General features: G+C 52.4%; 18 protein-coding genes. 8 read left to right on the forward strand and 10 right to left on the reverse strand.

Going from position 1 to position 17,563, the window contains the following annotated elements:
* Positions 1 to 4: 4 nt before the first annotated feature.
* Together FH755_RS08730 and FH755_RS08735 are read right to left on the reverse strand one after the other, a co-directional pair.
* Positions 5 to 424 (reverse strand): PilZ domain-containing protein, encoded by a 420-nt coding sequence (locus FH755_RS08730; RefSeq protein ID WP_292440630.1) that lies wholly within the window; start codon positions 422 to 424, stop codon positions 5 to 7.
* A gap of 35 nt (positions 425 to 459) precedes the next feature.
* Positions 460 to 1,836, reverse strand: a complete 1,377-nt coding sequence (locus FH755_RS08735) for a ribonuclease J (protein WP_292440632.1) — start codon at positions 1,834 to 1,836, stop codon at positions 460 to 462.
* Between the two features lie 227 nt (positions 1,837 to 2,063).
* Between FH755_RS08735 and FH755_RS08740 the strand changes: the two genes are divergently transcribed.
* The 3 genes from FH755_RS08740 to FH755_RS08750 are packed head-to-tail and all read left to right on the forward strand — an operon-like array spanning position 2,064 to position 5,330.
* Positions 2,064 to 2,345, forward strand: a complete 282-nt coding sequence (locus FH755_RS08740; protein WP_292440633.1) for an OadG family transporter subunit — start codon at positions 2,064 to 2,066, stop codon at positions 2,343 to 2,345.
* 51 nt (positions 2,346 to 2,396) lie between these two features.
* Positions 2,397 to 4,181, forward strand: coding sequence for a sodium-extruding oxaloacetate decarboxylase subunit alpha (oadA, locus tag FH755_RS08745; RefSeq protein ID WP_292440635.1), 1,785 nt, complete (start codon positions 2,397 to 2,399; stop codon positions 4,179 to 4,181).
* A gap of 15 nt (positions 4,182 to 4,196) precedes the next feature.
* Positions 4,197 to 5,330: a sodium ion-translocating decarboxylase subunit beta gene (locus FH755_RS08750; protein WP_292440637.1), complete on the forward strand. Its 1,134-nt coding sequence runs from the start codon at positions 4,197 to 4,199 to the stop codon at positions 5,328 to 5,330.
* Between the two features lie 34 nt (positions 5,331 to 5,364).
* Here the strand turns inward: FH755_RS08750 and FH755_RS08755 are convergent, their stop codons facing one another.
* A complete protein-coding gene (locus FH755_RS08755) occupies positions 5,365 to 5,664 on the reverse strand; it encodes a hypothetical protein (RefSeq protein WP_292440639.1) in 300 nt (99 codons plus the stop codon).
* 189 nt (positions 5,665 to 5,853) lie between these two features.
* On the opposite strand from FH755_RS08755, the gene FH755_RS08760 reads away from it, so the two are divergent.
* The 4 genes from FH755_RS08760 to FH755_RS08775 all read left to right on the forward strand — a co-directional run bounded on the left by FH755_RS08760 (position 5,854) and on the right by FH755_RS08775 (position 7,854).
* Positions 5,854 to 6,072 carry an RNA-binding S4 domain-containing protein gene (locus FH755_RS08760; RefSeq protein WP_292440641.1) on the forward strand — a complete coding sequence of 73 codons (219 nt, stop codon included), beginning with the start codon at positions 5,854 to 5,856 and terminating at the stop codon, positions 6,070 to 6,072.
* A 74-nt stretch (positions 6,073 to 6,146) separates the two neighbouring features.
* A complete protein-coding gene (locus tag FH755_RS08765; protein WP_292440644.1) occupies positions 6,147 to 6,797 on the forward strand; it encodes an alpha/beta fold hydrolase in 651 nt (216 codons plus the stop codon).
* Between the two features lie 47 nt (positions 6,798 to 6,844).
* On the forward strand, positions 6,845 to 7,531 hold the full coding sequence (locus FH755_RS08770) for a type 1 glutamine amidotransferase domain-containing protein (protein ID WP_292440646.1): 687 nt from the start codon (positions 6,845 to 6,847) through the stop codon (positions 7,529 to 7,531).
* A gap of 41 nt (positions 7,532 to 7,572) precedes the next feature.
* Entirely contained in the window at positions 7,573 to 7,854 is a 282-nt protein-coding gene (locus FH755_RS08775) for a peptidylprolyl isomerase (RefSeq protein ID WP_266235777.1), read from the forward strand.
* A 268-nt stretch (positions 7,855 to 8,122) separates the two neighbouring features.
* On the opposite strand, the gene dinG is transcribed toward FH755_RS08775, so the two are convergent.
* Both dinG and FH755_RS08785 read right to left on the reverse strand, forming a co-directional pair.
* Positions 8,123 to 10,201: an ATP-dependent DNA helicase DinG gene (gene dinG, locus FH755_RS08780; RefSeq protein ID WP_292440649.1), complete on the reverse strand. Its 2,079-nt coding sequence runs from the start codon at positions 10,199 to 10,201 to the stop codon at positions 8,123 to 8,125.
* Between the two features lie 2 nt (positions 10,202 to 10,203).
* Entirely contained in the window at positions 10,204 to 11,193 is a 990-nt protein-coding gene (locus FH755_RS08785) for a 2-hydroxyacid dehydrogenase (RefSeq protein ID WP_292440651.1), read from the reverse strand.
* Positions 11,194 to 11,328: 135 nt separating this feature from the next.
* On the opposite strand from FH755_RS08785, the gene FH755_RS08790 reads away from it, so the two are divergent.
* Positions 11,329 to 12,282, forward strand: coding sequence for a 1-phosphofructokinase family hexose kinase (locus FH755_RS08790; RefSeq protein ID WP_292440653.1), 954 nt, complete (start codon positions 11,329 to 11,331; stop codon positions 12,280 to 12,282).
* Between the two features lie 104 nt (positions 12,283 to 12,386).
* Here the strand turns inward: FH755_RS08790 and FH755_RS08795 are convergent, their stop codons facing one another.
* The 5 genes from FH755_RS08795 to hda all read right to left on the reverse strand — a co-directional run bounded on the left by FH755_RS08795 (position 12,387) and on the right by hda (position 17,549).
* Positions 12,387 to 13,058 carry a DUF6064 family protein gene (locus FH755_RS08795; RefSeq protein ID WP_292440655.1) on the reverse strand — a complete coding sequence of 224 codons (672 nt, stop codon included), beginning with the start codon at positions 13,056 to 13,058 and terminating at the stop codon, positions 12,387 to 12,389.
* The gene (locus FH755_RS08800) at positions 13,055 to 14,041 is read right to left on the reverse strand and encodes an aldo/keto reductase (protein ID WP_292440657.1); all 987 of its coding nucleotides are present in this window, start codon (positions 14,039 to 14,041) and stop codon (positions 13,055 to 13,057) included. The genes FH755_RS08795 and FH755_RS08800 overlap by 4 nt, the downstream gene beginning before the upstream one ends.
* A 148-nt stretch (positions 14,042 to 14,189) precedes the next feature.
* A complete protein-coding gene (gene recJ / locus FH755_RS08805; RefSeq protein WP_292440659.1) occupies positions 14,190 to 15,917 on the reverse strand; it encodes a single-stranded-DNA-specific exonuclease RecJ in 1,728 nt (575 codons plus the stop codon).
* 8 nt (positions 15,918 to 15,925) lie between these two features.
* A complete protein-coding gene (locus FH755_RS08810; RefSeq protein ID WP_292440660.1) occupies positions 15,926 to 16,852 on the reverse strand; it encodes a hypothetical protein in 927 nt (308 codons plus the stop codon).
* On the reverse strand, positions 16,845 to 17,549 hold the full coding sequence (hda, locus tag FH755_RS08815; RefSeq protein ID WP_292440662.1) for a DnaA regulatory inactivator Hda: 705 nt from the start codon (positions 17,547 to 17,549) through the stop codon (positions 16,845 to 16,847). The genes FH755_RS08810 and hda overlap by 8 nt, the downstream gene beginning before the upstream one ends.
* Between the last annotated feature and the right edge of the window lie 14 nt (positions 17,550 to 17,563).

Consider the following 17,563-nt stretch of genomic DNA (forward strand, 5'->3'; position numbering starts at 1 on the left):
CTGATTACTCCGCCGCTGGAAAGTCGGCTGCGTTTTCGGCTATCCAGCGAAAGGCGGCCTGCTCGCTACTGAGTTTCTGGCCTGTTTCGGCTTCCAGCCGCCGCCGATAGGCTTCGATGTGGCAGACCTGCTCCACCATCCTCAACGCATAGCGGACGGCTTTGTCTTTAAACCCCACCCCGATCAAATATTTCCTGCCCTCCTGGCTACACCAGCGCACCATGCCCTCGGCACTGAAACCGGGTTTACCACAGTTGATCTCAACCAGAATACTCTCCCCGACATGGACCGGCTGCTGGCTGGTGAAACATAAGCCCCCCTGGCTGACATCTCTTGCCGGGCGGGTATGCTGTCGCTGCCCCAGCTTGTATCTGATAGGAATACTGCTGGGGTGCCGAATAAACTGCCTTAGTTCTTCAATCATCTCAAAAACTTAGCACAGACTTTTAAGTCTGTGAATCAATAAAGTTTTTTCAGCTTATCATTGATCAGGCCCAGGCGGCCGGTCATGACAGCGCGGCGACGGATACCCCGAACCGGAGCGATAAAAAACAGATCACCGTTCTGCCCTTCTAGTTGCTCGGGCACTCCGACTGATTTTGCCACCCGTGCATTGGCACGCATATGACGAAGTTCGCCATGAACCGGGATCGCACAGGCGGGTTTGACCCACTGATACATCGCTTTGAGTTCATCCTGTGCAGGATGTCCAGAGGCGTGAATAGCCAGGCGACTGTTATCAACCGTAATGACATCAATCTGCATCGATTTCAGCCTGGCTATCAATGACTCAATCGCTGTCTCATTACCCGGAATGACCTTGGAACTGAATATCACCGTGTCGCCCGGCTCCAGTTGCATATCACGGAAACTGTTGTGACTGAGACGGTTCAGTGCCGTACGCGGCTCGCCTTGACTGCCGGTCGCAACCAACAGCACGGTCTGTCTGGGTAGATAGCCGAGATGATGCGGGTCAACAAAGGTCTCGACCCCGTTCCAGAAGCCGGTTTTCTTCGCAGCCGTATAGGTGTTGATCAGTGACCTTCCCAGGAGCCCCAGGTGACGCCCGGTCTCCTGAGCTATGTCTGCAATGGTCCTCAGTCTGGCTATATTACTGCCAAAGCAGGTTACCACAACGCGACCTCTGGCCCGCTCTATATGATGTTTCAGACCACGCTGCAGGGACGCTTCTGACGCTGACCAGCCGGGAATATCGGCATTGGTCGAATCACATACCATCGCATCAATCTCCAGTTCAGCCAGCGCCTCAAAGTCGGCTGGCTGATAGCGCTCCCCGACGACCGGGTCGCTGTCGAGCTTCCAGTCTGCCGTATGAAATACCTTGCCCGCAGGCGTCACGATCAAAAGGGCAAAAGGTTCGGGTATCGAATGAGTCAACTGAATCCAGCGCACATTGAAGACCCCAATATCGATTTCCGCTTTGGGTTCCACGATCACGACCGGGACTTCGTCCTCCAGACCGGCCTCTTTCAGCTTGCGACGCAGAATCTCTGCCGTATAGGCCGTGGTATAAACCGGACAACGAAACTGCGACCAGAGATACGGTACCGCGCCGATATGATCTTCATGAGCATGAGTGATAATAAGACCATCAAGCTGATCTTTGCGATCAGCAATGAACTGAGGATCCGCCATTTGAATTTCTGCACGGCTGCCTGGGATGGGCTCGCCATCGACATCAGTGCGTGCCTCAAAGGTCAGCCCGCAATCGACCATCAACCAGCGCCCATTATGACCATAGAGGTTGAGGTTCATACCGATTTCACCTGTCCCGCCCAATGGCAGGAACCAAAAATCTTCCGCGTCCGGCGTCATTGCATCCTCATTATTTAAATACGATCACCATTATGCCAAAGAAGCGACATCGCGCAGTTGATAGCGCACAAGATTTTAACTTGGCCTGTGATCTCTGTCACAGCGGGCTGTGCCCCTTATTGTACAGCCCTGTTCGAGCCCAGAGCGCTCAACAGTGGTATAATCTGCGGCTGTTTTGAATCAAGTCATTGATTTAATGACGTAAGCGATGCACAGAGGAGGTCGTTATGACTACATCCAATCTGATGTCCGAGGGTCTGAACCTGATGCTGGTCGGCATGGGTTTTGTCTTCGTTTTTCTGACATTACTGGTCTTTGCCACCAGTCTGATGTCGAAGATTATCACCCGTTATGAAAAAGATGTCGGCACCTTGCCGGAAGAAGGTATTCCAGCCCCTACTGCCGTTATCAGTCAGGCGATGAGTTCCAGGCAGCATGCCAATGATGACAAGAACCTGATCACGGTTCTGTCCGCTGCGATTCACAAGTTCCGCTCACGTCATAAATAAACTACCTGTAATTACAGGCAGTTTCCGTTAGATCAAACCAAGGCCATGAACATGACCGAAGCAAAAAAACCACTTGGCATTACCGACGTCGTTCTGCGTGATGCCCATCAATCCCTGTTTGCCACCCGGCTGCGTCTAGACGATATGCTGCCGATTGCCGACAAGCTCGATCAAGTCGGTTTCTGGTCCGTGGAAAGCTGGGGCGGTGCCACTTTTGATGCCTGTATCCGTTATCTGGGTGAAGATCCCTGGCATCGTATCCGAAGCCTCAAAGCCGCGATGCCCAACACCCGTCAGCAGATGCTGTTGCGCGGTCAAAACCTGTTGGGTTACCGCCATTATGCTGACGATGTGGTGAAAAAATTCGTTGAGCGTGCTGCCGTCAATGGCGTAGACGTGTTCCGCGTCTTTGATGCGATGAATGATCCGCGCAATCTGGAAACCGCGATTCAGGCCGTTCTGGAAAATGACCGCCATGCCCAGGGCACCATCGCCTACACGCTGAGCCCCGTCCACAATCTGCAAATGTGGATTGATATGGCCAAGCGCATCGAAGATATGGGCGCCCACTCTCTGGCCATCAAGGATATGGCTGGTTTGCTTAAGCCTTACGCAGCCTATGAGCTGGTTCAAAATCTTAAGCAAGCTATTGATATCCCGATTCACATGCAGTCACATGCCACGACCGGCCTGTCTACTGCAACCATAATGAAATGTGTCGAAGCCGGAATCGATAATGTGGATACCGCCGTGTCATCGATGTCGATGACCTATGGCCACTCCGCGACCGAGTCCGTGGTTGCCATTTTCGAAGACACCGATCGTGATACCGGCCTCAATATGCAGTTGCTGGAAGAAATTGCGGCCTACTTCCGTGAAGTGCGTAAGAAATACGCGCAATTCGAAGGCTCGCTGCGTGGTGTGGACTCTCGCATCCTGGTGGCCCAGGTGCCGGGCGGCATGCTGACTAATATGGAAAGCCAGTTGCGTGAACAGAATGCGCTGGATCGCATGGATGATGTACTCAAGGAAATCCCGCGTGTGCGTGAGGATCTGGGTTTCATACCGCTGGTTACACCGACCTCACAGATTGTCGGCACACAGGCGGTTATTAACGTCATGACCGGTGAGCGCTACAAAACAATCAGCGCTGAAACCGCCGGCGTACTGAAAGGTGAATACGGCGCCGCTCCAGCCCCCTACAACAAGGAACTGCAGGATCGTGTTCTGGAAGGTGCTGCTCCAATCACCTGTCGCCCAGCGGATCTGCTGGAGCCGGAAATGGACAAGCTGACTACCGAATTGCTGGAAAAAGCCGATGTCGATGGCATCAGACTGGCAGAGGGTGAGCATCAGGTTGATGATGTGCTGACCTATGCCCTGTTCCCACAAATCGGGCTTAAGTTCCTGCAAAACCGTGATAATCCTGATGCTTTTGAGCCGGTTCCAAGCGCGCAGCCACAAGCGTCCGCGGCGCCTGCTGCCAGCGCTGCAGGTGATCAGGAAACATACACCATCAAGGTCAACGGTCAGGCCTACGTGGTGCAGGTCAACGAAGGCGGTGATATCAGCCATGTAGAAAGCAGTACCGATAGTTCACCGGCACCCGCGCCTGCTGGTGAGGGTGAGCCCGTCACGGCACCGCTGTCCGGCAATATCTGGAAAATCCAGGTCGGTATCGGCCAGCAGGTTAACGAAGGTGACACCTTGCTGATCCTGGAAGCCATGAAAATGGAAACCCAGATCGTGGCCTCCAAATCTGGCACTGTCGCCTCTATCTCCGTTAAGCAGGGTGATGCCGTTAAAGTCGGTGATCTCCTCGCCTCTATCGCATAAGCAAGGATTCAATTCATGGATAAACTGATTCACCTGTGGGAAGTGACCGGTATTAACCAGATGACGCCTGGTCAGGGCGTGATGATTTTGATCGGCATGCTGCTGCTCTATCTCGCAATTAAGAAAAACTTCGAGCCTTTGTTGCTGGTACCCATTGGTTTCGGTGGTGTGCTGGCGAATATTCCCGGTGCCGGTCTCGCTGAAGCAGGCGGTATTCTTCATATTTTCTACACTGTCGGTATCGAGAGTGGTGCCTTCCCGCTGATTATCTTTATGGGTGTCGGTGCGATGACCGATTTCGGTCCCTTGTTGGCCAACCCCAAAACGCTGTTTCTGGGGGCGGCAGCCCAGTTCGGCATCTTCGCCACGTTGATGGGCGCCGTAGTGCTGTCTTATCTGGGCGTATTCGATTTCAGCCTGGCGGATGCGGCAGCTATCGGTATTATCGGTGGTGCTGACGGGCCGACTTCGATTTATGTCGCCAGTAAGCTGGCACCGGAACTGCTCGGTGCGATTGCGGTGGCATCCTATTCCTACATGGCCCTGGTGCCGCTGATTCAACCGCCGATTATGCGTGCCTTGACCAGCGAGTCAGAGCGTAAAATCAAGATGGTGCAGCAGCGTCACGTTTCTCAGCGCGAGAAAATCGTATTTCCATTGCTGCTGTTGATTCTGGTCGCCTTCCTGCTGCCTGATGCGGCGCCGCTGCTGGGTATGTTCTGTTTCGGTAATCTGATGAAAGAATGTGCTGTGGTCGATCGTCTCAGCAACACAACCCAGAACTCTTTGATCAACACCGTGACTATTTTCCTGGGTCTGGCAGTGGGCTCCAAGCTAAGTGCTGACAGCTTCCTGGATATGGCGACACTGGGTATTCTGGTGCTGGGTATGGTCGCTTTTGCCATCGGTACCGCTTCCGGTGTCATCATGGCGAAAATACTGAATAAACTGGTGAAAGCCCCGATCAATCCGCTGATTGGCTCTGCCGGTGTATCCGCCGTCCCGATGGCAGCACGTGTTTCCAACAAACTCGGCCTTGAGTCCGATCCGCATAACTTCCTGCTGATGCATGCCATGGGGCCGAACGTGGCCGGTGTGATTGGTTCAGCGGTTGCCGCCGGTATACTGATTAATTACGCTGGTGTCTAAAGCTGACAAAAACCCGCTTCAGCGGGTTTTTTTATTACTCTGTAACCAGTCTGGCACTGGCAACACGGTCAACGGCACCGATCACCACGCAGGCAAAACGGTCAATCGAGGCCGTTGATTCCACCGAAGTCATCCACTGACCGGTATCATTATCCGCAGGGATATTAAGCGTGATGCCCTGCTCATCAGCCAGTTGCTGCAAGTCGGAGACAGAAATACCGGGTTCAATCAACTCGCAGAAATCCTCAATACGGCCGGTGTCCCAGACATAAAAAACGGGATACAAAATAGCGAGAACAATAACTACTTGAAACAGATTAACCAGAATTTTCATTCGCTATGTCCTGCAGCAGATAAGATACAATCGCGACTATAGCGACAAGAAATCTGAAATGTCACGACCTTTGTCACAAGCTTCAAAGTATGTCATTTATTTTGTTGCTGTTTTATAAACACCGTCAATAGGCACAAGCCAGGCATATATCATTATGTCCCCGGCAATAATCCATTCAGAAGGAGCGCCATGAGCGAGACCATTCACGTTGTTTTAAGTAAAAGCCCGGTCGAGCTGTACAAAATTCTTAAATTTGAAGGCATCGCGGCGAGCGGCGCCGAAGCTAAAATGATGATCGAACAGGGCATGGTGACCGTGAATAATGAAGCGGAAACTCGCAAGCGCCGCAAAATTATCGGTGGTGACCGGATTCAGATTGATGATCTTTACCTGGTGATTTCCGACTGAATGAACACTCTTTTTTACAAAGTAATGAATGCAGCCGTCTGGTATGAAAAATGGCTTGCCCGACTGACTCGTCCATGCAATTTGTGATACTGCTTCATGGCTTAGCACGCACTGCGCGCTCAATGAGGAAGTTAGCGCAGGCGTTAGAGGAAGCCGGCTACCACACGCTCAATATCGATTATCCATCCAGACAATATGCCATCGAAACTTTGAGTGATCAGGTTATCAGTGAAGCCTTGAGCCATGTGCCTGCCGAAGCCAGTCTCCATTTTGTCACGCATTCACTGGGAGGAATTCTGCTGAGGCAGTATTTGCTCAAGCATGACATCCCTAATCTGGGCCGGGTTGTCATGCTGGCTCCACCTAACCACGGTAGCCAGATTGCTGACTGGCTGCAGCCCTATTCTTTTTATCACTGGTTTTTCGGCCCGGTCGCTGCCGAATTAGGCACAAAAAACAACCGTACCCTAGAGCATCTTGGTGCTGCCGATTATGATGTCGGTGTCATCGCCGGCAGTCGCGCTTTTAATCTTTTTTGTGCACCATTCCTGCCCAAACCCAACGATGGTCAGGTCAGCGTGGCCAGCACACGGCTGCAAGGTATGACAGATCATATCACCCTGCCGGTAAGCCATCCTTTTATGATGAGCAGGCCAAGGGTTATACGACAAGTGCTGATTTTTCTGAAGCAGGGTCATTTTGACCATAACGGGAATCATTGCTGAACTCTATCTGTCAGCAATAGCAACTGACATCCAAACAAGGAGAAAACATGCATATATTGATGGTTTTAACCTCTCATGACCGACTAGGTGCTACCGGTGAAAAAACAGGATTCTGGCTGGAAGAGTTTGCTGCACCCTATTATGTTTTTCATGATGCTGGCGTTAGAGTGACATTGGCCTCACCCAAAGGCGGCCAGCCACCGCTGGATCCTAAAAGTGACAGTCCGGATTTCCAGACAGACGCTACAGAACGCTTTAAACAGGATAAATCTGCACAAAAGCTTTTAGCTAACACCTTACCATTAGCGCAGGTTCGCGCTGAGGATTATGACGCCGTATTTTATCCTGGGGGCCATGGGCCGATGTGGGATTTATCACATTCCTCTTACTCTATCAGCTTGATTGAATCGTTCATCAAGCAAGATAAACCAATTGGCTTTGTCTGCCACGCACCGGCCGCTTTGATGAATGTTCACGGCAAAGACGGTCAGCCTATCGTCAACAACCGTGCCGTGACCGGATTCAGCAATAGCGAGGAGGAAGCTGTTGGACTGACTGACATTGTCCCTTTCCTTCTGGAGGATGCACTTAAAGCCCGGGGCGGCCGTTTTGTGAAAGCTGAAGACTGGACTGAGAACTGTTGTGTGGATGGCCTGCTGATCACCGGCCAGAACCCACAATCCTCAGAAGCCACGGCAGAAGCCCTGCTCGAGAGCCTCAAACAGGCCGCTTAGCTGTTATAATCAGCGGTTTTAACTAAAACGGAATAATACCGATGGCAAAAGCGACTGCAAGACATATCCTCGTCGACAGCGAAGAAATCTGTCTGGAACTGAAACGTGAAATCGAACAGGGTGCCGACTTTGGTGATATCGCCAAAGAGCACTCTTCCTGCCCTTCCGGTCGCAGCGGCGGAGATCTGGGTGAGTTCGGTCCAGGCATGATGGTGCCGGAATTCGACAAGGTCGTGTTCTCAGCACCGGTAAATACCGTGCAGGGTCCGGTTAAAACCCAGTTCGGCTATCACCTGCTGGAAGTGACCAGCCGTAGTGAATAAGACTCCTGGTCTTATTTAAAAAAGCCCCTTCATTGGGGCTTTTTTATTTGTATAACCACAGGGACACAAAGCATTCAGCGGATAAAAAATCGTCTTATTCCCTCTTAGCCCAGAGAGCTTTCAGATCGGACCTTTCAGCAAAACAAACCTCAACCAGGCATTCAAACTCCGCCTACCCAGCACAATAAGCTTTATTCATATTGTGTCGGTGCTGAAACAACTCGACGCTTTAAAGTGATAACTCTGCGTCCTCTGTAGTTCCTCAAGTTCACAGAACCAAGCGATAATCCGGTAAATGCTCAAGTAACTGTTTGCCATAGCCCTTGGTCAGCAAGCGCCGGTCCAGTATGGTTATCCGCCCGCTGTCGGTTTCCTTGCGCAGAAGACGCCCACAGGCCTGGATCAATTTAACGCTGACGGCCGGTAAAGACAGCGCAGTAAATGGCTGACCACCGCGACGGATAATCCACTCCTGCTTGGCCTGCTCTATCGGTCGGGTAAACACCGGAAACGGCAGTTTGGTAATAATCACATGGGTACAGAGATCACCCGGCAGATCAACGCCCTCGGCAAAGCGATCCATGCCGAAAATAATGCTGCCCTGACCGGCTTCCACCTGAAGAATATGCCGCTGGACCATGTTTTTGGGTGATAGTGTATCCCCCTGAATCAACACCAGCCGGCTGATTTCCTGCGGTAACTGCCGGTACACCGCCTCCATCACCTCGCGGGAAGTAAACAGCACCAGGGTGGCTTCTGAGGTATCAATCACCTCTTTCAACCTGGTGACAACCTCTTGCCGCCACTGCAGTTGCTGCTCATTAGGCAGGTATCGCATGGCGGGCAGGTTCAGCGTAGCCTGATCGTTGTATTTAAACGGCGACGGCACAGCCAGAAAATGCTGTTCATCAAAGCGGTGCAGTCCACAATCCATCCGGAAACGGTGAAACAGCCCCATGCCGCGCAGGGTCGCCGAGGTCAATACCACGCCAAAGGCCCGGGTCCACAAACTGCGATCAAGAAAATAGGCCGCAGTCATCGGCCCGGCATGAATCACCAGGGTTTGTTGTTTGGCAAATTGCTCCACCGACAACCAGCGGACATTGGGTGGCCGGTCTGCCTGATCCGGTTCCAGAAACAGCGCCATAAAATCAATCAGGTAGCCAAAGATATTCTGCACCGTGCCGACCTGTGGCAACAGGGCTTCACCCACTTTGTTGGAAAGCTGGGTTTTCTCCAGCCCTTCCTTGATCCACTTGGCCAGCACCGAATAATGCTTATAGATATTATTCGCCCTTTGCAGCAGATTCTGACAGGGAATCAACAAGGCATTGACCAGTGGGCTGTTCCAGAAAATACGCGGTTCACTAATCCGTTGTGCCAATAAATCATGGACCAGCCCGTCGCTTTGAAGAATGGTTTCCATCTGTTGCAGATGGCTGATCACAGCGGGCAGATCCCGGCGTAATTCGCTGAGCATATAACCAAAATCATGCTGCCGAAATGCCAGTGCTGACGGGATTTTCTTCAATACGCTGTCGGCGGTTTCCGTGGTCTGATAAAGTTGAATAAAGTTGAGCGCCTTGGCAGCATGATCCAGCGCCTTGCGTGGCAGGTTATGCGCCTCGTCGAAAACAAACAGCACTTCTTCCGGGTTGGGCAGCACCAGACCGCCACCAAGATCGGCGTCACTGAGAATCAAATCGTGATTTGCCACCACCACCTGGGCGCTGACCATTTCGCGGCGTAATTTGTAATAAGGACAGCGCAGATAAAACGAACAACTCTTGCCGGCACAGCCCTCAGAGTCGGTAGACACTTGGTTCCATAAATCCGAACTGATCTTGTCACTGCGACTGTCTCTGTCGCCATCCCAGCGTTCCCGCTCCCACTCACTCAGCATCTGCTTGGCTGCCGCCACATGCAGCGCCTGCTGATATTTGGCGTCGATATCAATATCCAGCGTTTGTTGTGCCGGTGCGGTCGCCAATTGACTGAGCTTACTGGGGCAAAGGTAACGCCTGCGACCTTTGACCTGAACAAAACGAATCGGCTGTTCCAGTGCCGCAGAGAACTGCGGCAGATCTTTCTGAATCAGCTGTTGCTGAAGATTCACCGTGGCGGTGCTGATCACCAGGGTTTTCTTGTTGCTGATGGCTGCCTCAATCGCGCCGCTTAAGTAAGCGAGGGTTTTGCCGACCCCGGTAGGTGCTTCAACCACAGCAATTCGCTGCTGTGCCGGTTTTGTCATTTGGTCGGCGATAAACTGGCTCATCTGCGCTTGCTGCGGCCGGGGTTTGAAATCGGGAATCGCTGCCTGCAAACGCCGAAAAATGGCTTCTGACAAATTTAGCCTCCGACCTGATAAGTCAGCGGCTTATCATGCAGGTATTGCAGAATGCTGCTGACGGTGGTCTCGGCGATATGCTGCAGAGCTTCCTTGGTGAAGTATGCCTGATGACCGGTAACAATCACGTTGGGCAGGGTAATCAGGCGCTGAATCACATCATCCTGAATAATATCCAGCGAGTGATCTTCAAAAAACAGACTGCCTTCCTGTTCGTAAACATCCAGGCCGAGATAGGCAATATGATGGGCTTTTAGGCCCTCCAGCACAGACTGCGTATCCATCAGTGCACCGCGGCTGGTGTTGATCAACATCACCCCTTGCTTCATCCGGGCCACGTTGTCCCGATTAATTAAATAACGGGTGTGTTCATTAAGCGGGCAGTGCAGAGTAATAATATCGCTGCTGGCAAATAAGCTGTCCAGCGCCGCCGTCTCATAGCCTTGCTGACGACATTTTTCTTCATTAAACGGATCATAAATCAGGATCCGGCAACCAAATGCCTGCATTCTCTCGGCAACCAGCATGCCGATCTTGCCACCACCGATAACGCCAAGCGTCTTGCCGTAAAAATCAAAGCCAAGCAAACCGTCCAGCGAAAAGTTGCCATCGCGGACCCGGTTATAAGCCCGAGGTAACTTGCGACTCAAAGCCAGCATCAGGGCAATCGTATGTTCGGCAACAGCATAGGGTGAATAGGCCGGCACATTGACAATGCGAATGGCAAGATCCTTTGCTGCCTGCAAATCGACCTGGTTAAACCCGGCGCAGCGTAATGCAATCAGCCGTGTGCCGCCTTCAGCCAGCATGGTCAGTGTTTCCCGCCCCAAATCATCATTGACGAAGGCACTGACAACTTCTGCGCCCTGAGCCAGCACCGCGGTAGCCGGATTCAGTGCCAGTTCCAGACACTGGAACTCAAGCTCATCCGCCGCCGCTCGCAGAAGAAAGGTCTGATCATAAGGTTTGGCACTGAAAACAGCGATTTGCACGGTAGCGACGGGTCCGAAATGATGGTTTAAATCGTTATTGTCCTAATCTGAACGCTGTAATTCAATCTTTATGCTATGCAAAACTTGGGGAAATTTCTTACACTGCTACTAAGCGTAGACAGGAAGCACGGCATTATGGCGACAAGACCTCACCGCCCCATCTGCACCTTATGCCTGAATCCGGCACTGGATGTGACTTACCACGTCAGCAAGCTCATTCCCGATGAGAAATCCCGTGCTGACAGCGCCCGTTATGATCCGGGGGGTAATGGCATTAACATCGGTCGTGCGCTGACCCGTCTCGGGATTGAATCTCATACTATCTGCGTGATTGCCGGCGCCGTTGGTCGCATTTTCAAAACTCTGCTGGTTGAGCAGTTGAGTCATGTGGTCTATGAAGAAGTCACCGGGGAAACACGGATCAATACCACCATTATTGAAACCGGCAGCCATAACCAATTCCAGATAACCAGCAGCGGCACCGATATACCCGCGTCAGACATCGATAGGATTGCCGACGACTTCATTGAAGTGACAGGCAGCGGCTACGGCATTATCACCGGTTCCTGCCAACCGAACGTGTCAATGTCTCTGTACGCCGACCTGGTTGAGCGAATTAATCAACAGGGCGGCCGCGCGGTGGTCGATGTGCACGGAGAAATGCTGAAACGGGCGATTGTCGCCAAACCGTTTATGATTAAACCCAACAAGTACGAACTGGAAATGATGTTGAATGAATCGCTTCCCACACCGGAAGCGGTCGCCCACAGCGCCCGACTGATTCAGCAGAGCGGGGTCAATTACGTCTGTGTCTCTCTGAGCCATGAAGGTGCCCTGCTGGTCACCCCTGATAACAGCTATTTTGCCAAGGCACTGGATGTCACCGTCAACACTACGGTCGGTGCCGGTGACTCGATGGTCGCGGGCTTGGTGGCCGGCTTCAGTCTGCATGACACACCAGAACAGATCCTGACCCTGGGGCTAGCCTGCGGTGCCGGCACGGTGATGCATCCGGGTACCGAATTGTTCGATGAGAGCGATATTGCCTGCCTGAGCAAACAGGTTGTTATCAAAAAGCTGGATATCTAGTCAGCGCGATATTTCACGGGGTCCCCTGCTGGGGATGGCAGTTTTCGCGCCTTTGATCAGCGTTTGATTAAGTCCAGCACCATGGCAATTGATGTCTGTCCTGCTCAGATGAATCTCCGTTCAAGGCTTTTCCAGACAAGCCCGATGAGTCCCATTGCCAATATGATGAATGGGACTATCGCTGCAGGTATATCCAGCGCCCATAAGGTCAGGCCCGAGTACAACAGCCAGACCGCAGGAATCAACGTAATAAGCCATAACATCCAACCTCTGAACATGATTAATGCCAGCCCCAGCGTAGTGACGGATGTGGGATCAGGATGAATGCCGAAAACCTCAGCCCTAAACCAGTTGCCACCACTTGCAAGCCCGATAAGAGGCAGACCTATCAGTCCTGCAAGCGCTAAGACACTACCCAGGACGGTAGAGAGTTTTTTACCAGGCCAGCTATCCAGGCCCGGTGCGATAACAGCTAGCAATAACAACAATGCTGCTTGAGTCAGAAATACATAAGCCATATAACTGCCCGCCCAGTTCAGTTCGGCATAAAACTGGATAAAAAAGGCAACGGCGATAAAAGCCCATACAGGAGCAATAAGCAGGCTGGCCAGGCGGGCGCGGTTATTCAGAGCCAGCCACAGGGTGACCGCGCCCAATATTATTGTCAGCAGATGCATGGGCCAGAATGTCTCACCCATGCGTTCAAGCAAGCGGAAATAAATCTCCGTGGTAAACGGAATAAAATCCTCCAGCGAGTAACTAAACCCGTTGCTCATAGCGACTCAATATAATCGACCATCTTTTGTCGGCAACTGGCTGATGGCATGGGCCCCATACCCGCTCGCATATTTTCACGCAAATGCACGACCTGCGTGGTGGCAGGAATAGCACAGGTAATCGCCGGGTGACTCACAATAAACTTCAACAGAAAATCAGCCCAAGTCGTGCAGCCGCACTCTTCAACGGCCCATTCAGGCAAGGGTTCATTGCGGCGTTTCAGACCTTTAATCAGGCTACCTCCATCATAGGGCCGATTGGCAATTACAGCGATCCCTCTCTCTTCAGCCAGTGGCAGCAGCCGGTTTTCCACTTCACGGTGCGAGATGTTGTAGGTCAGCTGAGCGAAGTCGATATCCTCGGAAACCATGATTTCTTCGAACTCCCGGTGGCGGCGACCATGCGAAGTGGTGATACCAATGTGATGAATCAGGCCTTCTTTTTTCATTTCACGCAGCGCTTCCAGATGCGCGCGCCAGTCTGCCAGGTTGTGCACCTGCACCAGGTCGAATTGATCCACATGCCATCGAGCTTTGAGATCAGCGACCTGCTCATGAGCTGAGCCACCAGCCGGGCTCCAGACTTTTTCAGCAGAAAAGAGGCTGTCGGGAATACCCAGTTGCTGCAAAGCATAGCCGATGACATCGGGCGCTGATCCATACATGGGTGAGGAATCGATCAGGCCCCCGCCCATGTCGAAAAACGCTTTGATCACCTCTGTTCGGGCTGCAAGCAATTTTGGATCGGTGCCGACATTGAAAGTTTGCCATGTGCCCAGACCAATGACCGGCAGGGCTTTGTCAGGCGCATATCGTTTCCTGAGCAGTTCTGTGCTGGCCGCAAAGCTTGGGAATGATGGCAACAATGTCACAGCCAGACCGGCCGTGATCATTTTGAGACTTTGTCTGCGAGTGAAACGATTGTTCATATTCAACACCCCTTGTGAGGTTTGAGAGGCACCATACCAGCGCATACGCTGCATGACAAACCACCCCACACAGGCGAAAAAGTCTAAACGATTAACAAATTTTTAAATCCCGACTGACACCATTTTCGTATACAGATGAAAAATTTTTAGTTTTATTTGCGTCACTCCGAAATCACTCATGTAAGCCGCCCGCTGGTCACGTTCAAACCGGCTGCAGTAAATCATCCACCAGGAACTGGACCGATTTATTGGCGCGGTATTCGTTGACAGCCAGTCTATATCGAATCAGGACTTTTGTGCCCTGCGCCAGCCAGTCCGGTTTACCCTGTCTGAAAGCCATGGCCGTGATTTGTCGCTTATCCGGCAGAGTTAAACTTAAGCGTAAATGATCCTGCTCCTGCCCTACCAGCCGCCAGTCGGCAACTTCAAACACCCCATGGAAGCGGGGTTCTTCAAAGCCCTGCCCCCAGGGCGCGGCGTTGGGTAATATCTCGGCCAGCTGCAGGTTGATTTCAGCATGATCAAGTTCACCATCGGAATGCAGGTGCTGTTGATAAACGCCAGGGTCGACCATATCGGTCAGCGCCGCTTCAAAGGCATTGGCAAAGGCTTCAAAATCGGTCTGTTTCAGCGTCAGGCCGGCCGCCATCGCGTGGCCGCCGAAACGTTGCAGCATCTGTGGATGACGGCTGGCAATGCGAGCCAGCACATCGCGGATATGGACACCGGCAATGGAGCGGGCCGAGCCTTTGATTTCGCCTTCATTACCGGGCGCAAAAGCAATCACCGGCCGATGCAGTTTTTCCTTGATTCGCGATGCCAGCAGACCGATGACACCCTGATGCCAGTCTGCGTCATAGAGACAGTAACCCGGTGCCTGCTCTTCCGTTTCCAGCGACAGTTTGTCGAGCATCTGCAGCGCATCCTGCTGCATCTGTTGTTCAACAGCGCGCCGCTCCAGGTTAATTTGATCCAGCTGCGCTGCCATCATTAAAGCCTGCTGCCAGTTATCGGTCAGTAGCAGATTGATACCGAGGCCCATATCTTCCATTCTGCCGGCGGCATTGAGTCTGGGCGCCACGCTGAAAGCCAGGTCAGGGCTGGCCAGTTTAGCCGCTTCACGTCCGGCTACCTGAGCCAGCGCCAGGATGCCGGCACAGGCGCGGCGTTGCCGCATCCGCTTGAGGCCCAGATCCACCAGAGTCCGGTTCAACTGGTCCAGTGGCACGACATCGGCCACAGTGCCCAGTGCCACAATATCCAGCCAGTCGGCGACATTGGGTTCTTTAATGCCCTTCTGTTCGAACCAGTTCTGTTCACGCAGGACCTGTCTCAGCCCTAACAGCAAATAAAAGCAGACACCGACACCAGCAAGGTTTTTGGATGGGAAAGTATCGCCGGGCTGGTTGGGGTTAACGATCGCATCGGCATCAGGCAGCATCTCACCGGCCAGATGATGATCGGTAACCAGGACTTTGATGTCCCGTCCTTTTGCGGCGCTGACGCCGGCGATGGCCGCAATGCCGTTATCCACAGTCAATAATAAATCCGGCTGCTGCTGTTGCGGAATTTCATTGAGTAGCTCCGGAGTCAGACCGTAACCGTGAACAAAGCGATTGGGGACAATAAAATCGATATGTTGCAGGCCAAAGGCGCGAAGACCGCGTATAGCGAGTGCACAACTGGTAGCACCGTCACTGTCAAAATCAGCGACCACGGTGATTTTCCATTGCTGCTGCAAAGCTTGCGTCAGAAGAGCCACTGCTTTATTCATTCCCAGCATCTGCTCGGGTCGTGGCAGATTATTGAGTTCAAAGAAAAGCGTCTCTGCCTCCTTAATACCTCTGGCGGCGAGCACCCGTCGCAGACAATCCGGCCAATTGGCCGGCAGCTGTTCCCAGCCACTGCTGTCGCGCTGTTTGATACTCATTGCTGTCATTACCAGAACCGCCAGCTTGATAAGGGAGTCAGTTTATAATCGCCCCACTCCGGAATAATCAGTTCTAACCCGCCAAGACGCCAGTATTTCAATGCCCGCATGGCCGGTAACAGCCAGTTTTGGGCGAGCGTCTGCCATTGTTGATCCCAGTCACTTTCTGGATCAAAGGCGAGAACATGTACCGCCTGTCTGGCGCTAATCTGTTCGAACTCGGACATACCGCTTTGGTAATCTGAGCCGGTTTCAACAGCCAGTGTTTTCAACAGCGGTGCTTCACCAGACACGTGCGGCCAGGCTCGCCAGGACGGCTGCGCTCCTTTGCCCCAGAACCAGAGGCTATTGATCGGGACTTTGCCGGCGGCTTCCCGTGCCTGGTTTTCCGGGCAATCAAATAACAGCATCTGAATTTCATTCCATAGCCGAATCCAGTCCTGCGCGCCCTCTCCGCTGGGCATGTAACCGGAGACGGGGCGCCCATGCAGCCCCTCTTTGGCAGCCAAATCCACGAGCGGCAGTTCATTGCATTCAAGCAGCCATTTATCGGCTTCCAGAACTGTGAGTCGGGCATCAAATTCATTCAGTAAAGGCTGTACACGGCTGGCAATAGCCTCTGCTTCATCGATACTTAAATCCAGATCCCGGTAAAACAGCAACAGTTGATCCCGGTCCGGGTGGAGATAACAGGGATCGGCACAGAGACTGTTTTGACTGCCTCCCCGCAATCGAGCAATGGGCAAATCTGTGCCTTTAAGCTTCTGCTCAGCAAATAAGGATAATAGCCGCCGGTAATAAGGACTGTCATCGGCGTGGAAACGGGCTTTTTTAAGACAGCGGTTTACAGACTCAGGCACCAGGCCGCGATTAAGTTCATTAGCAAAGAAAATAGCATAGTCAGGCAGCACCAGGCTCAGACGGGCCTTAGCCATCGTTGAGCACCTGCCTGACAAAGGGTATCGTCAATTTCCGTTTAGCCTGCAATGACGCTTTATCGAGCCGTTGCAGCACGGTCATCAGTGCCGGCATATCGCGGCCATAATGTCGTAACAGATATTGGGCCACCTCCTCCGTCATGGTCAGACCGCGGATTTGTGACTGCAATATCAAAGCCTGCTGTTTCTGTTCATCGTTCATTGTGGTCAGTTGATAGACCAGGCCGGTGGCCAGACGTGAGCGCAAATCAGGTAGCTCGATGGCGATGTTGGCCGGGTTATGTTCGGTCGCAACCAGCAAGTGTCCCCGGACATCATGCAGCCGGTTGAAACAATGAAAAAGTGCCACTTCCCATTCGCGTTTGCCGGCGACTGCTTCCAGATCGTCAAGACAGAGTAAATCAGCCTGCTCAAGCGACTCCAGCACGGCGGGCTGAGCGGTTTGAATCAACTCGGCCAGTGACAAATAGATTACACGGTAGCCCAGCTGCTGAACGCGTTCGGCACAGGCAATCAATAAGTGGGTCTTGCCGGTACCGCCTTCGCCGTAGAGATAGAGAAAATCGAGATTGTCGAGCTCACAGAAAGCCTGTAATGCCTGTTCGGTCTCAGGTTTGGCAAACAGGAAATTATCCAGGCGATAAATTTCCTGTGGCGTCAGGCGCAGGGTTAACTGGGTTTGGGCAACAGTCATGATAATGAATTAAC

This window comes from Methylophaga sp. (assembly GCF_009711715.1).
Taxonomy (GTDB): domain Bacteria; phylum Pseudomonadota; class Gammaproteobacteria; order Nitrosococcales; family Methylophagaceae; genus Methylophaga.

Excerpts from the sequence above, each read along its gene's own strand:
- FH755_RS08730 (WP_292440630.1), bottom strand. The coding sequence starts at position 424 with ATGATTGAAGAACTAAGGCAGTTTATTCGGCACCCCAGCAGTATTCCT.
- FH755_RS08735 (WP_292440632.1), bottom strand. The coding sequence starts at position 1,836 with ATGACGCCGGACGCGGAAGATTTTTGGTTCCTGCCATTGGGCGGGACA.
- FH755_RS08740 (WP_292440633.1), top strand. The coding sequence starts at position 2,064 with ATGACTACATCCAATCTGATGTCCGAGGGTCTGAACCTGATGCTGGTC.
- oadA (WP_292440635.1), top strand. The coding sequence starts at position 2,397 with ATGACCGAAGCAAAAAAACCACTTGGCATTACCGACGTCGTTCTGCGT.
- FH755_RS08750 (WP_292440637.1), top strand. The coding sequence starts at position 4,197 with ATGGATAAACTGATTCACCTGTGGGAAGTGACCGGTATTAACCAGATG.
- FH755_RS08755 (WP_292440639.1), bottom strand. The coding sequence starts at position 5,664 with ATGAAAATTCTGGTTAATCTGTTTCAAGTAGTTATTGTTCTCGCTATT.
- FH755_RS08760 (WP_292440641.1), top strand. The coding sequence starts at position 5,854 with ATGAGCGAGACCATTCACGTTGTTTTAAGTAAAAGCCCGGTCGAGCTG.
- FH755_RS08765 (WP_292440644.1), top strand. The coding sequence starts at position 6,147 with ATGCAATTTGTGATACTGCTTCATGGCTTAGCACGCACTGCGCGCTCA.
- FH755_RS08770 (WP_292440646.1), top strand. The coding sequence starts at position 6,845 with ATGCATATATTGATGGTTTTAACCTCTCATGACCGACTAGGTGCTACC.
- FH755_RS08775 (WP_266235777.1), top strand. The coding sequence starts at position 7,573 with ATGGCAAAAGCGACTGCAAGACATATCCTCGTCGACAGCGAAGAAATC.
- FH755_RS08790 (WP_292440653.1), top strand. The coding sequence starts at position 11,329 with ATGGCGACAAGACCTCACCGCCCCATCTGCACCTTATGCCTGAATCCG.
- FH755_RS08795 (WP_292440655.1), bottom strand. The coding sequence starts at position 13,058 with ATGAGCAACGGGTTTAGTTACTCGCTGGAGGATTTTATTCCGTTTACC.
- FH755_RS08800 (WP_292440657.1), bottom strand. The coding sequence starts at position 14,041 with ATGCAGCGTATGCGCTGGTATGGTGCCTCTCAAACCTCACAAGGGGTG.
- recJ (WP_292440659.1), bottom strand. The coding sequence starts at position 15,917 with ATGAGTATCAAACAGCGCGACAGCAGTGGCTGGGAACAGCTGCCGGCC.
- FH755_RS08810 (WP_292440660.1), bottom strand. The coding sequence starts at position 16,852 with ATGGCTAAGGCCCGTCTGAGCCTGGTGCTGCCTGACTATGCTATTTTC.
- hda (WP_292440662.1), bottom strand. The coding sequence starts at position 17,549 with ATGACTGTTGCCCAAACCCAGTTAACCCTGCGCCTGACGCCACAGGAA.